This window comes from Legionella fallonii LLAP-10 (genome assembly GCF_000953135.1).
GTDB classification, from domain to species: Bacteria; Pseudomonadota; Gammaproteobacteria; order Legionellales; family Legionellaceae; genus Legionella; species Legionella fallonii.
The window spans coordinates 3,412,030-3,426,283 of record NZ_LN614827.1 but is presented as its reverse complement, the minus strand read 5'-3'; the positions used below and the strand labels follow the sequence as shown (position 1 = coordinate 3,426,283).

Genomic DNA, 14,254 nt, shown 5'->3' with positions numbered 1-14,254 from the left:
AAAAAAATCAAGGGTTTATATAATTATAGTGTAATCAACCAAACCTATCACCTAATAATGTCTGGCCGTTCTCTATAGCTGTCAGGTTAAGGAACAAAGAACTTTCTAAGCCCTCTCCCTCGATTTATTATCGATTTCCGAACAAAACTCCTCGCGCGGGCAAGGGGGCTTAACCTGAGGACTATGAGCTATGCTCAACCAATGACGGCTAACGGCAACACCCTGGTTCATTTGTCGAATCCAGTTTTTCTTCAAAGAGTGCTGCCGCTTCTTCAGCTATTCTTCTTTGGGGAGGATTCGCACTAAAAAAAGAGATTACATCCTTCTCTCTTTGATATTCATGATTAATACGATCAAAAGTTTTAAAATCTTCAAAGCAATTACTAGCAGCGCCTATTGAGAATAAAAAAAGTACACTAGTTCCTGCAATTGCTACAAAACCTATAAGTGGTTCTAGAAAAAGTAGCGGGACACCGACTGAAAGGCCTACGGCATAGGACACGGCAGCAACAGCAACCCAAAAGAATAACTCACATACTTTTAAAATATTGTGGATGAGGATGTTGGTTTGCTCTTCCTGAATTTTTCCGTTTATTTTTTCGTAAGCTTGTTCCGCAGTGATTTGCCCTGATTGTACTTCAGATGCAGCAATAATAAATTCTTCATATTGATTAACAATAGAGTTACCGTCTTCCTCATCAGAGGTTATATCGAAAGCTCTTTGATAAAAAGTATTTATTTCTAGGACTTTTATGTTTAATAAATAATTTTTATTTTTTTGCTGCAACAGCTTCTTAAGCTCAGAGTAACATAGTGATAGTCGTTCTTTTAGCTGCTCTGCGTTTTTATAGGAAGGCATATTTTATCTCTTCATAAGTTAAAGCAAATAAGTTGGTAAATCTTTGATAAATAGCTATAAGATAAGCAAAGCGCAGTTGTAACATGATTGCATTTAAAAATAAAGTTAGAAACGTGGGATGCCTTTGTTGCATTATATTTATTTCGTTTTAGTCTTTGTTGTTCTCTTGTTCGGCTAGACTTTTTCTCACGGCATCATTTAAATGGTATAGTGATAAATTCTCTCCAAGCCTGAGTTTTAATCTTTCTATACTCAAACGTTTTGAGCCCTGCATGAATTCTCTTTTCATCGGTGTAGCTCGTTCCCAAGCCTGTTGCCATGACTCATAGGGGGCTTGTTGAAATCCTAGTTCTTGAGCTACCAGTTGCTGCAAGGTTCCCATGGGTTGGGGATCGCCATCAGCGATATTGTAGACCGATTCGGTCGAGTTGAAGCAAGCAAGTCGATAGGAAAGTCGTGCTAAATCTCTAACATAGATATGGTTAGTTTGTGGGGCTCTTGCACGTTCTATTATTGGTATTTGTGCTTTAGCTGCTTCTATAGGCAAACGATGAGGCCCGTAAATTCCTGCAATTCGTAGTAATAGCAGAGGTATATTATTGTGTTTGCAATGGTCTAACCACTGTTGTTCGGCATCAATGCGGCGTACTTGTCGCGAATGGTTGATAATCGAGGGAGATTGTTCATCTACCCAAGCCCCTTGATGATTGCCATAAACACTACTGGCCCCAAAATAGACTATTTTTTGCGCTTGCAGTGTACTTTTTTTGAGAAACTGCTCCAAAAAACTATCTTTTTCTCCATGAGGAGGGGGAGGAATCAGGTAATAAATAACCGTATTATTTTCTGTCCACTGAAAAGGCTGACTTAGATCATGGCTAAAATGGACCAGTTGAGGTAGTTGTAACTGAGGGGATAAATGGCGTGAGACCGCTGTGACGCGTTGTCCATCCTTTAATAATTCTTGTGCTAGATAATAGCCGCAATAACCGTAACCTAGAATTAAATGATGCATGATGGACCTCTATTAGTTTGCTTGGAAACGACACAAATTTTGAAAAGCACACTGCTGGCAGATGCTAGGACTTAAGGGTTGAGGCGGGCAATAGCCGTTTTGAAACTCTTCTGCTAGAAGACTTAATTGTTCTTTCCAATTATTTCTATATTCATCCCAGGACTCTTCTTTTTTTAATGAGCTGATGCCGTGAATCGCTTGTTTTTCTTCACTAAAACCACTACAGATAATTTTTCCCGTTTTAAGTTGCAGCAGTAGAAGAGTATTAATTTCTTCGTCTAATAAGGCATAAAGTAATAATTGCGGCTCTCGGGGTCTTTCTTCATTCCATGGTTTGCTAGTAGGTAGAGTACTTTTATAATCGATAACCCATTTTTGATTGGCAACCTGATCTAGCCGGTCAACTCGCACAGTAAAATCAAGACCCGCTATATTGACAGAGTAGGTTTGTTCAATTGCAGTAATAGTGAATGGCACTCGTGTTTTTTCCCATTCCAAGCTTGCTTGTACTAATCGTTTTAAGCGGATGTATTCGACTTCTTGGATTAAAGTGGGGAAAGAATCAGGGTGTGCTTGTTTATAAGGTGCTAACGCTGTATTTATTGTTTTTTCAATCAGTTGATCTAAGTCACCCTCAGAGAAGTTCAACAATCGTTCTTGATTTTCTATGGTACTCCATAGTAACTCCATGACTTTATGAATAAGCTGACCCTTTTCTTTATGATCCAGTCCATCAGTTGTCATCTGAAGCGGTTTTGCTTTAAGGCGATGTTCAGCAAATGCTTTAAACGGACATTTTGCTTGATTAGCCAATAAAGCAGTACCACCAGAAACAGATTCTTCTGCCCCTAAAGGGACATTATACTGTTCTTCTTGCGTAATTAATGGCAATGAATTGAGTGTTTCATTAGTCAATGCCACCGAGGCAATGGGTGGTAGATGAGTAATTAAAGAGCAAGGTAAATTGGGAGTGTCGCCCATGAGTTTAGGATAGCTGAATACTGTTTCTTTACTTCCTCGGTGTAACCGTTGTAGTGTTTGTCGGGCAAATTGCAATTCGCGCTCTGGAACACTATGCGGCATAAACAACTGACGTTGCAACTGCGGGGGGATAAAGGCCGACAAACGTGTTTTTTGTGGCAGACATTGATCGGTTAACCCCATAACCCAAAGACTGTCAAATTCACATCCTGATGCTTCAAGCAGGCCAGATATTTGGATTATTGTATTTTTTTTCTGTGCTTGAAATATTGTATTATCAATTAAATAAGAGAATGCTTCTATGGCTTCTTTTGTCGTTAAAATAGGACTAATAAGACTTAACTGACGAAACTCATCAAAAACGGCTGTAAATCTATGGAAGCACTGATAGTTTTGCGAGTTTAGCCCATAATCTCCGGGATAGCCCAAGCTGTTTAGACGTTGTTGAAATAAATGTATCCACTCATCAATCGGCGCGCTTTTAGGATAAGGGGTAACGTCTTTTAATAGGGCGGATAGTTTAGGCACAGGAGTTTCTAAATCGTGGCTCAGCGTTTTTAAAGAACATAGAGGGTTTTGTAATAAAGTGCTTTCTTGCAGATAATGGGATCGGGCTATGAACTCTTCTTTTGCACCACCTAGATAGGGTGATTGCAGCAACAAAGAGACTTGATGAGTGTCTATGTTGGTTGCCTCTAACTTTAGCCAGACAAGGGCATGAGCAACCAGAGGAAAATCGCTCAGTGTTTGTCCTAAGGAAATATTAAACAAAGAGGAATCAAAATGTTGTTCTATGATTCTTTGTAAAGAGCGTGATTCTTGTTGTAGGTTAGGGATAACAACACCTATACGTTGGATACCTTGGTCTAATTTTAAGCGAAGCCAGGCAAACAATTGCTGGTATTCTTCCTTATGATCTTTAGCCGTCAGTACCTGGGGGGATGTTGTTTGTTCTTTTAGATCATAGCGGTATTGAGTTAATCCTTGATTATGGTGATAGTTTTGTAGTGTCAATTGTTGCGGATTAAACTCATCAAAACAGGCCCAAATAATGGGTTGATCCACAAGAGGATAATTGCTATTAACCAAATAAGGGATTAATTGATGCTCCGTGATCAGATTCTGTTCTTTGAGTTTTTGCTCAAGAATCTGCCACCATTGTTGAAATGTTTTAGTTTGTGGCGTATAGCAAAATGTAGGGTTTTCGCAACTAATTTGCCATTGTTGGCAATATTCATAAGCTTGCATTACTGCCATAAGTAAGCCGTCACTGTAAGTGATATTAGCTTCAGATTTTATAATTTTTTGCCATAAATGACGTAATTGAGCCTCATTTAGTAAAGTAGGATGCGATTGTTCCGGCCTGGTAAATTTTAATTGTTGATAAGCATTAGTAATAATCGTGCTATAAGGTAAACAGATAGGCTTCTCTAGTATTTTATTCTGGCTGTAGGCAAAAAAACTTTCCAATAAGGCCGCACTTAATCTATTGTTAGGGGTTATGACTATTGCCCCTGCACTTATTAACCCAAGAAGTTTATTTTTATTATTTAGCTCGAGCATCTATTCAATTTACTCACTAGTGATGCTTAATACTCACACTATCAGAATGTTGTATTTTATTTTTTTCTATAGGTGAGTCTGGCAATTCTTTAATTTCATTATTAGGCTGATAAGTAGCAAGGATATCGTATACGAATTGCCCACGCAAATACATAGCGGCTATTCCAGCGCCTATAGCTAGAGCTATCCCAAAAATAATATAGCTGTAGGCTAGGACATAGAGATAAAAATAAACCATATTATGGGCTTGGGCTATAGAGAGTAGGTTGGCATTTTCATGTTTCATAAAGAGAACCAATCCCAGGTCAAAAACGGGTAATGACGCGATGACCATGGTAAAGCCAATTAAGAAGGTCTGCAATTTGTAAGGCTTGGGGCAATGAATTATACGTTCACCCATAATAGCTCCTGTGCATGAAGCAACGAGCATACCTAAAATGATGGCTTCAAAAAGCGGTACTTTTTCTTGAATTCCTAAAGAGGTAAGTAAGGCATTAATTAAAATGGTGCCTACTACCGACAGTAAGCCGAAGTAAATAGCAGCAATTAATCTAGGATTAGGGCAACTCATTGCCGGATCATTCTTTTTCATGATACCCCTCCATCGAATACGTCCTATTACCCTAATTTTAGTACAATATTTGGCCAAGTGTTAAGGCTAAGATATATTAGGCCGTTTTTTCAAACTTGCTGTGGTGAGAAACGAGCGGAGAGACACGGGGGAGTGTAGACAAAAGTCACATGAGGATTCGAGCCCCGTATTGACGAAACAACTCTCCTCTACAGTCGAGTTGGAGAAGAAGTCTATTAAGCGTGTAGAACATTCTCTCTTGCTTTTAGCAAAAGAAATATCAAATGATCTGATAATTTGTATATACTGAAAATAGAGTAATTATAGATTCATATCATGGAAACTTTGTGTCGTATCATCTTAAAGTTAATGGGTTGGAAAATTATTGGGGCATTGCCTCAAGATAAAAAATATATTGTGATTGTGGCACCTCATACGAGCAATTGGGATTTGGTCATTGGCTTATTCGCTCGTTTTGCTGTTGGGGTTAAAATTAATTTTCTAGCTAAGAAGCAGTTATTCTTTTTTCCGCTGGGCAATTTGCTAAGGGCTCTAGGAGGTACGGCAGTTGACCGCTCTAAGAACGGTAATAAAGTAGAACAGATAGTTGCATTATATAAACAACTTGATGAATTAAAACTAGGCTTAGCGCCAGAGGGAACACGTAGTTCTGTATTGCGCTGGAAAGAGGGGTTCTATCATATAGCGATTCAGGTAGCTATCCCCATTGTGATGGTTGGTTTTGATTATTCAACCAAAGAGGTCAGGATTCATGAGCCTTTTTGGCCAACGGGGGATATTAATCAAGATTTTCCTCAATTTGTTGACTATTTTAGAACGATTAAAGGTCGCTATCCTAAGGAGCTTCCAGAGTTTCGTCCCAAAGAATAAAGTCTTTCTTCATATTCTGAGGATAAAGAGTGTATCAATATTTATTTTGCACATTAAACGAGCGTTATACTCGCTAATTGCCGTTGATAGTATAAAATAACTACCTACTATGCCTTTATTTAAAGATAGTTATGCGAATTAATTTATCCACCAATGGAATAAAAAATTTTTATCTAGGCACTGATTTACATGTTGCTGCAATCAATGGTGATTTAGTAGAGGTTGAAAGAATTCTTGCTGAACATCCAGAGCAGTATAAGCAGATTACGCGTTCAGAAAGAGGAGGATGGGACTATGTTCGTCTTTCATGTTCCAGAGCAACAGCTTTACACTATGCTCTAATACAACAATGGTACTCCATAGCCGAACGACTTTTGCAGCATACAGATTGTCCAATAATCATTAATATAGCAAATAGTGCGGGAGCGTCAATTTTAAACCTTATAGTGCTACTTCCTGATAGAGAGCAAGCTTTAAATTTAGCGAAATTAGCTTTGGATATTAAAGGCATTCAGGTAAATAATGTAAATTCTAATCTATTCTCCTCTCCCTTATATCATGCAAGTGAGATGGGGAATTTAGAAATGGTTCGTTTGTTGCTTGATAGAGGAGCAGATCCGAATGTCGTGGGAGGTATTCATGTGCGAGAGTCATTACTCAATCATTTAGCTGAAAAGTTAACGCATACTGATGATATAGCTAAAATTAATAGTCTTAATGCGATGATTCTTCTTTTAATTGATAGAGGGGCTGATCCTAAGAGATTCGGTCAGAGTGGAGCAACTTTTTTTGATGATGTCATTGGCAAAAAAGATATTGAGTCAAAGTTAGATCCAAAAATTAAAGAACGATTACAGGACATATGGAAAATTAGTTCGGCTGAGGAAATAACAAAAGCGAAAGAGATTTACTGGGCATTGCAACCTTTTGCTCCTGATACTGGAGAGTCTTTCCAAAGTCCCTCGTTAGAAGACACTGCTTTACTGGTTAACCTGAAAAAAGAACGTAAACGCGCAAAGCGCTCTGATTATGATTGCACAGTCCTGTACGACAGGGAACATCGATTCATTTATCAAATTTGCAAAACTACGCTTTGAAGCAACGAAGCAACCTTTTCAAACACAGTTTATTATGCGACCAAGACGCGGATCTAGTACGCACGTTGCTAATGGACAATTAAATTTTGATGAGTACGGTAATGTAGATGTCTTTTGGGTAGACACACAGGGGCATAATTATTCTATTAAGGCTGATAATAAAGCAGTGGGGGAAATCATTCATAAACACCTACCTGGCGCCACGCTTTATACAACGGATACTCAAATGCAATCCACTGAAACTGGATGTCATATCTTTGCTTTATATATTTCTGAGCGGTTGTCTGCCGCAACACAAATGAAAAGGAATTTGTTTGGTGATTTAAAGAAAATATATGAACAAAGCAACAGAGATGAGGATGGCTTTCGGATTATCCCTTGGGGTAAATGTCCGGTTTATACCGGCTTGCCTAAAATTATTCATTCTGCGTCAAAACCTAAGGCACGTATCAAAGAAGGATTAGAGGAAGATAAAACGACGGTTAATAAGAAAAATCAAAATTACCAACAAGAAATGAAACGTTTATTAGTGTGGAGGCACGGAAAAAAAGTTAATACATACTATGACATTAACCGTCACAAATTTGGAAAACATGTAAAAAAAGCCTACGAAGAAGAGTATGAGATGCTGAATAAAAAAAGGTTGGCTGCCTTTACTGATTTGATAGATAGAATACCTGTAGATGCTTTGGCAGAAGAATTAGCCATTAAATTAGTTCAGCAAGACGGACAATGGGAGATTGTTGTACCGAGACAGTATCAAGGAGCTGATTTATTTGATCTTAAAGGGACAAAAACAGAATTAGCAGAGAAATTAGAGGATGTCTACAACAAAATTGCCGCTAATCCATATGCAATAGAACTACCTAACTTCCTTTTTTATTATGCGGCAATCCAGGTTTCCAGAGCAAAGGTTGATAGCTTGAAGCAAGAGAGTCAAACGGTCGAGGAAACTCGAGAAGAAGTTAGTCAAGACCCTGATGCTTCAGTCGATAACACCGATACATTATTAAAAAGCCAGGAAGAGCCCGGAGTTAACATCATTGTAAACAAAAGTAAATTTATCTTCTTCACTGCAGATAGTTATAAAAAAATTTCTGAAAGTGCGAAGAACATAGGGAGTGTGGCAAATAAAGTAGCCCCTGCTACCTAAGAGCAATAGTCCTGTCTCGAACTGAGGTATTCCCACAGAATTATAACTTCTCTCGAATTACCGTGGCTTGACCACGGTATCCACAGGTTTCATTATTAAATCACCTCTATTTCTTCAATGAAGTGGTTAAAAAGAAAATTTAATCGAGTGTATTTCTTGGGTTTAAACTAACAATTACCCCTCTTGTAGATACCGTGGTCAAGCCACGGTAATTCGATCTTTAATCAAAATTTGTGGGGATACCTCACTGTGAACCAAAGCTTCGAGACAAGACCTCTCCTTTCACTGCTCGAACGGATCTAATAAATACCTAGCTCTTCTCTGCTTAAATTTAGTGAGGAATCTCTCAGGTCTATTATGTTTATTAGGCTGTTAGAAATGTTTACGTAAGATCTCAAGTTCTTTACGCATTTTTTCTATTTCTTCTAATAAGTCTAAAGCTAAAGCAACGCCAGGCAGATTAATCCCTAAATCTTTATGCAAGCGAAATGCTGCCTCAAGGCGGCGTAGCGCTTTTTGGTCTAAAGCGATTTGTTCTTTATTGCTAGGTTGATTGGGAAATAAACCCTGTTCTACCATTTCAGATAATAATTCTTCAGGTATATGGTATTTATGGCATACTTCATGAAATGAAATAGTAGTTGTTTCTTCAATAAGCACGCCTACTAAAAAATTATCTTTATTCATGCTTATGCTCCCAATTTTTCACGTGGATTAAAGGGCATTTCCGCCGCCATTTTTTGATATAATTCTTTTGCTGCGTCAGTTGTTGCTGGCGGAGTAATGATTTTTAATAGAACGTACTGATTTCCTGGGGTAGGGCCAGGTAAACCTCGATTTTTGATCCTTAATTTTTGTCCCCCTTGAGAACCTGCGGGGATTTTTAAATCAATTTTTCCTCCAAGTGTGGGAACCACAACAGTAGTACCTAAAGCAGCTTCCCAGGGAGTGATTGGGAGGCTAAGGTAAATGTCATTATTCATTAAATCAAACCATGGGTGTTTCATAATGTCTATAGTTAAATAAAGATCTCCACGAGGGCCGCCGTTATATCCTGGTGCTCCTTGTCCTGCTAATCTGATCTGCTGTCCAGGTTTGATTCCTGCTGGAATTTTAACGTTTAGCATTTGTAATTTGGTTTCATTTCCTTGTTGTACAGGTACTTGAACGCTTTTGATTGCTCCATGAAATGCCTCTTCCAGGCTAATACTAATTTTACCTTCATAATTTTGACCCGCCATGGGGCGCTGAGTACGTGCGTGACCAAATAAGGATTCAAAGAGGTCGCTGTCAAATTCACCACCTTCGAATTGGTAGACGCGTTCCCCATGTCCTGCTGATTGCTGTGCTCTTTGTCTCTGATTGAATTCACGATTTTTGAGATACTGGTCATATTCGGTTCTTTTTGCCGAATCTTTTAATACTTCATAAGCCTCGCCCATTTCTTTAAATTTCTCTTCTGCATCAGGCTCTTTGCTAATATCAGGATGATATTTTCGTGCTAATTTTCTGTATGCCATTTTGATGTCTTTGTCAGAAGCATCATGGCTTACTCCCATTATTTTATAATAATCTTTATCCATAATTTATTCTCTCAATAGGACACTCGCATTGTCTCAGGCCTCTATCTCTTGGGGATGAGGTGTTTTCTTTAAGGTTTTGTAACATATTCGATCCTTTGGCTCAACCTACTTCCTAAGTTGCTTGGCTGCTAATTAGAGTTTGGCTATGTATTGCCATCATTTTTTCTTCGTTTGCTGGTAGAATCAGTACGGAAAATGGCTGTAAGCATTGAAGTTGGTTCAGGATTTTTGTCCTGATTAATTCTGAGTTTTCTCCTATACCTCCGGTGAATACAAGACCATCTATTCCATTAATAGCAATAGCCATCATTCCTATGAATTGGGCAGCCTTAAGACAAAAATAATCTAAAGCAAATAAGGCACTCTCCTCTTTACTTGCCTGTAATTCTTTAACGTCATTGGTCAAACCGGATAAACCAAGAAGACCCGAACTATTATAGAATAGATGTTCCATCTCATCTAAAGATAATTCCAGATTTCTCTGCATGTAAATGATTGCGCCTGGATCTAAACTGCCACAGCGTGTTCCCATAGGTAATCCATCCAGAGCCGTTAAGCCCATAGTGGTATCGATGCTCACTCCATTGTTCACAGCACACAAACTGGCACCATTTCCTAGATGCGCCATAACAATTCGTCTTTTAGCTAGATGAGAATAATCTTGCTGTAAACGATGGGCTATCCATTCGAAAGAAAGCCCATGGAAACCATAACGTCTGATACCCAAATCACGCAATTGTTTAGGGAGGGCATAGGCTGTAAATAGCGGTTGATGATGGGCATGAAAGGCCGTATCAAAACAGGCAATTTGTGGTAGATTGGGCTGAAATTGCTGGATAATTTCTATTGCGGCCAAATTATGAGGTTGATGAAGTGGAGCTAGAACATTAAATTGCTTTAGTTGGTTAATAATAACTGGAGTGACTAGGGTACTTTGAGTAAACAGCATACCTCCATGAACTATTCTATGTGCAACCGCTTTAATATCATGATCCGCATTATTCTGTTTTATCCAATCGAGTATCAGACGAATGGCTTGTTCATGATTGCAATCAGGGTTAAGAAATTGCGATGGATTTTGTTGTTGTCTTGTTTCATCATAAGTATCTAGCTTAGGCTTAGTTCCCAGATTAGATACTTTACCTCTGGCTAATAAATTAAGTTCGGGAGTGTTAGCAAACACCTGAAATTTCACGCTGGAAGAACCAGTATTTATTGTTAATAGAGTTCCTGTCATTTTATTTTTCCTGTTCTGCGAGCATTGGCAACTTTCAACGCTAAAGCACAGGATAAGAGTCGACTTCTTAAGGAGTCGGCTCTACTGGTCAAAATAATAGGTACTCTTGCCCCTAATACTATGCCTGCAGCATCAGCTTGGCCTAAGAACGAGAGCTGTTTTGCCAACATATTTCCAGATTCAATTTCGGGAACCAATAAAATATCGGCATCTCCTGCTACCTGCGACACTATCTTTTTTTCTTTGGCTGCTTCTTTACTTATGGCATTGTCAAAGGCTAAGGGGCCGTCCAAAATACCATCAACGATTTGCCCTCTATCCGCCATTTTACATAATATGGCTGCATCGACTGTAGCTTGCATTTTAGTATTTACTGTTTCAACAGCAGCAAGTATTGCTACTTTAGGTTTAACTTTGTCATCGTATAAAATGCGCCAAAGGTTGATTGCATTTTGGCAAATATCTGCCTTATCTGCGGCATTAGGTGCAATATTGATTGCTGCATCAGTAATCAATAAGGGTTTAGGATAGGCTGGAACATTCATTACATAGACATGGCTAATACGGTATTTTGTGCGTAATCCAGCAGAGACTGGAACTACCGCAGCCATTAACTCATCAGTATGAAGCGATCCTTTCATAATAGCATCTACTGCTCCTGAGGCCGCAAGCTCTACTGCTTTTGCTGCTGCGGCATCACTGTGTTCGGTATCAATAATATTCCAAGGGGATAAATCAATTTTTGCCTCTTTGGCCGCTTCTATAATTCGTGTAGTAGGGCCAATGAGGATGGGACTAATCAGGCCGGATTTTACTGCGTCGGCTATACATTCTATCACATTGGCTGAGACAGGATGAACTACGGCGGTTTTTATGGGAGGTAAATCTCGACACGAGTCTATGGTTTTATGAAAATGATCATGATTGATGAGTGCAACTTGAGGTAACTCAGCTTTACGGACGCGTAATTTTTGTTCTGGGGCTAGGACTTTTGCAAATCCAGCAATAATGACTTCTCCCTTTTGGTTCATCCCAGTACAGTTAAACACTACTGTTTTTTTGTCTGCATTCTTTTCACTAACTATTATGGTGATAGTAACGTTATCTCCAAGATGGACTGGTTTTTTAAATTGTATCTCTTGCTCTAGATAGATAGTTCCAGGGCCTGGCAATACAGTCCCGAGAAGAGTAGAAATCAAAGAGCCGGTCCACATGCCGTGACCTACAATCCCATGAAAAATATCACTCCTAGCGAAATTAGGATCAATATGAGCTGGATTAATATCACCAGACATGGTTGCAAAAAGATCAATATCAGTTTGAGTTAGTGTCCGAGATAAACTGGCTTTTTGTCCAATAGTAAGTTCATCAAACGTGATACTTTCTAAAAACTCGTTTTCCATTAATGAGCCCCCTTATTTCTGCAATACATAAGAGCCAGGTGCTGGCGGAAGCTTTTTATCTGGCGTTCGAGCTTTGACCATTGTTGCCGTTGAATGTTGTACTAGCCAATCATGCCAAGCAATCCACCAGGAACCAGTTTTTGCATTTGCTTCTTTTAACCAGGTATTGGGATCAAGATAAGCAGAGTCTTTTTTTCTTTCACGGATCAAATAACTGCGTCCGGCATGTCCTGGCTCACTGACAATTCCGGCATTATGTCCGCCATTAGTCAAAACAAAAGTAATATCATTATTGATTAATAAGTGAGTTTTATACACGGATTTCCATGGAGCCACGTGGTCTTTTTCGGTACTGACCGCAAAAGCGGGTGTTTGAATATTTTCAGCAACGATATGATGCCCTTCAACAGCAAATCGTCCTTCAGCAAAATCATTATTTAAGAATAGTTTTTCCAGGTATTCACTATGCATTTTATAGGGCATGCGAGTTGCATCAGCGTTCCAGGCCAGAAGCGCTATCATCCCTCTTTGCGTGCCATGCATATAGTCTTGAACCATTTTAGACCAAATCAAATCGTAGGAGCGAAGCATTTGGAATGTACCTGCCATTTGTTTGGTATCTAAATATCCTTGTTCCCACATCATACTTTTTAGGAAGGATAGCTCACTTTTATTGATAAAGAGCAGTAATTCTCCTGCCTCGGTAAAGTCTCCCTGTGCAGCAAGAAGGGTTAAGCTTTTGAGACGATTATCTTTATTTTTTGCCATGGCAGCCGCAGTAATCATGGCCAGAGTGCCACCCAGACAATATCCCATTAAATGAATTTTGGTATGGGGGATTTCTTGCGATACTTTATCTATAGCAGCCATTGCACCTTGTCGGTAATAATCATCCATGTCCAGATTTCTATCTTCACTGCTAGGGTTTAGCCAAGATACTATAAATACAGTGTGCCCTTGTTGCGTTAGCCAATTTACCAATGAGTTTTCAGGCAGTAGGTCAAGAATATAATATTTCATAATCCAGGCGGGCAGTATTAATACCGGTTCTTTATATACTTTTGCTGTTTGAGCCTCATATTGAATTAGTTCAATCAAATGATTTTTAAAAACCACTCTTCCTTTAGTAATTGCAACTTGTTTACCAGGAATAAAGTTTTCGACTCCAGCAGGCGGCGAACCCGTGACTTTTTCCATAAAATCTTGCACTGCTAATTCTGTTCCACGAATTAGATTGGTTCCTCCAGAACGAATGGTTTCCCTGAATAAATCGGGATTAGTTAAGACAAAATTAGATGGAGATAAAGCATCGAGTATTTGTCTGGTACGAAAAGAAATAGAGCGTTTCACCGGAATGGGTAACCCTGGAACTTTAGTCGTAGCCTGCAAACACCATGCTTCAGTTTGTAAAAACTGTTCTGCCCATAAACGCCAAGGATACATACTCCAATTTTCCGTATGGAAACGAACATCTCTTCCATTTCCTGGTGTCTCATGATTCATAAGATTGGAGATAAACGTGTCAATATGTAATAGGGGGTAAGTTGCTAATCTTGTTATAGTCCCAGGAGATTGGCCAAGTTGCGCCATCCAGGAGAAATAGGCCGTATTTAACGCTGCAGGGCTGACGCCAGCAGTAAGCTTAGCCAAATTAGCTTGGTAGAATTTGTCCATGAAGCGGAACAGGCTATCTGTTTCTTCTGGTTCTTCTTTTTTATACAGATTTCTCAGGGGAGCAGTTTGTTTTTTTTTAATTTTGGGATGTGATTTGTTTTGCTCTATAGCCTCTTTTTTAGCGACTCTTTTCATGCTCTACGTCCTGTAGGTATTTGATTTATAAAAATTAGTATAGCAGTTTTCTTTGTCAATAAACTAAGCGCGAAATTAAAATGTCATAACTG

At 39.0% G+C, this 14,254-nt stretch carries 12 protein-coding genes; 3 read left to right on the top strand and 9 right to left on the bottom strand.

Annotated features, from left to right (window positions below):
* Positions 1-208 precede the first annotated feature (208 nt).
* The 4 genes from LFA_RS14320 to LFA_RS14305 form a co-directional block, all read right to left on the bottom strand.
* Positions 209-859, bottom strand: a complete 651-nt coding sequence (locus tag LFA_RS14320; RefSeq protein WP_045096786.1) for a DUF5638 domain-containing protein — start codon at positions 857-859, stop codon at positions 209-211.
* Positions 860-1,007: 148 nt separating this feature from the next.
* Positions 1,008-1,874 (bottom strand): SDR family oxidoreductase, encoded by an 867-nt coding sequence (locus LFA_RS14315; RefSeq protein ID WP_045096785.1) that lies wholly within the window; start codon positions 1,872-1,874, stop codon positions 1,008-1,010.
* Between the two features lie 12 nt (positions 1,875-1,886).
* A complete protein-coding gene (locus LFA_RS14310; protein ID WP_045096784.1) occupies positions 1,887-4,418 on the bottom strand; it encodes a PD-(D/E)XK nuclease family protein in 2,532 nt (843 codons plus the stop codon).
* Positions 4,419-4,434: 16 nt separating this feature from the next.
* Positions 4,435-5,010 carry a hypothetical protein gene (locus tag LFA_RS14305; RefSeq protein ID WP_045096783.1) on the bottom strand — a complete coding sequence of 192 codons (576 nt, stop codon included), beginning with the start codon at positions 5,008-5,010 and terminating at the stop codon, positions 4,435-4,437.
* A 315-nt stretch (positions 5,011-5,325) separates the two neighbouring features.
* Here LFA_RS14305 and LFA_RS14300 point away from each other — a divergent pair, with 315 nt between their 5' ends.
* From LFA_RS14300 to LFA_RS14290, 3 genes are all read left to right on the top strand, one after another.
* Positions 5,326-5,880, top strand: a complete 555-nt coding sequence (locus LFA_RS14300; protein ID WP_045096782.1) for a lysophospholipid acyltransferase family protein — start codon at positions 5,326-5,328, stop codon at positions 5,878-5,880.
* 131 nt (positions 5,881-6,011) lie between these two features.
* Entirely contained in the window at positions 6,012-6,977 is a 966-nt protein-coding gene (locus LFA_RS14295) for an ankyrin repeat domain-containing protein (RefSeq protein ID WP_045096781.1), read from the top strand.
* Positions 6,910-8,130 (top strand): YopJ family acetyltransferase, encoded by a 1,221-nt coding sequence (locus tag LFA_RS14290; RefSeq protein WP_045096780.1) that lies wholly within the window; start codon positions 6,910-6,912, stop codon positions 8,128-8,130. The genes LFA_RS14295 and LFA_RS14290 overlap by 68 nt, the downstream gene beginning before the upstream one ends.
* 372 nt (positions 8,131-8,502) lie before the next feature.
* Here LFA_RS14290 and LFA_RS14285 read toward each other — a convergent pair whose 3' ends face one another.
* From LFA_RS14285 to LFA_RS14265, 5 genes are all read right to left on the bottom strand, one after another.
* Complete coding sequence (locus LFA_RS14285) at positions 8,503-8,817, bottom strand: chaperone modulator CbpM (RefSeq protein WP_045096779.1); 315 nt, start codon at positions 8,815-8,817, stop codon at positions 8,503-8,505.
* A gap of 2 nt (positions 8,818-8,819) precedes the next feature.
* The gene (locus LFA_RS14280; RefSeq protein WP_045096778.1) at positions 8,820-9,713 is read right to left on the bottom strand and encodes a DnaJ C-terminal domain-containing protein; all 894 of its coding nucleotides are present in this window, start codon (positions 9,711-9,713) and stop codon (positions 8,820-8,822) included.
* Positions 9,714-9,825: 112 nt separating this feature from the next.
* Positions 9,826-10,950 carry an acetate/propionate family kinase gene (locus tag LFA_RS14275; RefSeq protein ID WP_045096777.1) on the bottom strand — a complete coding sequence of 375 codons (1,125 nt, stop codon included), beginning with the start codon at positions 10,948-10,950 and terminating at the stop codon, positions 9,826-9,828.
* The gene (locus tag LFA_RS14270) at positions 10,947-12,353 is read right to left on the bottom strand and encodes a bifunctional enoyl-CoA hydratase/phosphate acetyltransferase (RefSeq protein ID WP_045096776.1); all 1,407 of its coding nucleotides are present in this window, start codon (positions 12,351-12,353) and stop codon (positions 10,947-10,949) included. Before LFA_RS14270 ends, LFA_RS14275 begins: the two co-directional genes overlap by 4 nt.
* A gap of 12 nt (positions 12,354-12,365) precedes the next feature.
* Positions 12,366-14,162, bottom strand: a complete 1,797-nt coding sequence (locus LFA_RS14265) for a PHA/PHB synthase family protein (RefSeq protein ID WP_045096775.1) — start codon at positions 14,160-14,162, stop codon at positions 12,366-12,368.
* Between the last annotated feature and the right edge of the window lie 92 nt (positions 14,163-14,254).

What these genes read in the sequence shown, in the direction of transcription:
- LFA_RS14320 (WP_045096786.1), bottom strand. Translation starts at nt 859, where the DNA reads ATGCCTTCCTATAAAAACGCAGAGCAGCTAAAAGAACGACTATCACTA.
- LFA_RS14315 (WP_045096785.1), bottom strand. Translation starts at nt 1,874, where the DNA reads ATGCATCATTTAATTCTAGGTTACGGTTATTGCGGCTATTATCTAGCA.
- LFA_RS14310 (WP_045096784.1), bottom strand. Translation starts at nt 4,418, where the DNA reads ATGCTCGAGCTAAATAATAAAAATAAACTTCTTGGGTTAATAAGTGCA.
- LFA_RS14305 (WP_045096783.1), bottom strand. Translation starts at nt 5,010, where the DNA reads ATGAAAAAGAATGATCCGGCAATGAGTTGCCCTAATCCTAGATTAATT.
- LFA_RS14300 (WP_045096782.1), top strand. Translation starts at nt 5,326, where the DNA reads ATGGAAACTTTGTGTCGTATCATCTTAAAGTTAATGGGTTGGAAAATT.
- LFA_RS14295 (WP_045096781.1), top strand. Translation starts at nt 6,012, where the DNA reads ATGCGAATTAATTTATCCACCAATGGAATAAAAAATTTTTATCTAGGC.
- LFA_RS14290 (WP_045096780.1), top strand. Translation starts at nt 6,910, where the DNA reads ATGATTGCACAGTCCTGTACGACAGGGAACATCGATTCATTTATCAAA.
- LFA_RS14285 (WP_045096779.1), bottom strand. Translation starts at nt 8,817, where the DNA reads ATGAATAAAGATAATTTTTTAGTAGGCGTGCTTATTGAAGAAACAACT.
- LFA_RS14280 (WP_045096778.1), bottom strand. Translation starts at nt 9,713, where the DNA reads ATGGATAAAGATTATTATAAAATAATGGGAGTAAGCCATGATGCTTCT.
- LFA_RS14275 (WP_045096777.1), bottom strand. Translation starts at nt 10,950, where the DNA reads ATGACAGGAACTCTATTAACAATAAATACTGGTTCTTCCAGCGTGAAA.
- LFA_RS14270 (WP_045096776.1), bottom strand. Translation starts at nt 12,353, where the DNA reads ATGGAAAACGAGTTTTTAGAAAGTATCACGTTTGATGAACTTACTATT.
- LFA_RS14265 (WP_045096775.1), bottom strand. Translation starts at nt 14,162, where the DNA reads ATGAAAAGAGTCGCTAAAAAAGAGGCTATAGAGCAAAACAAATCACAT.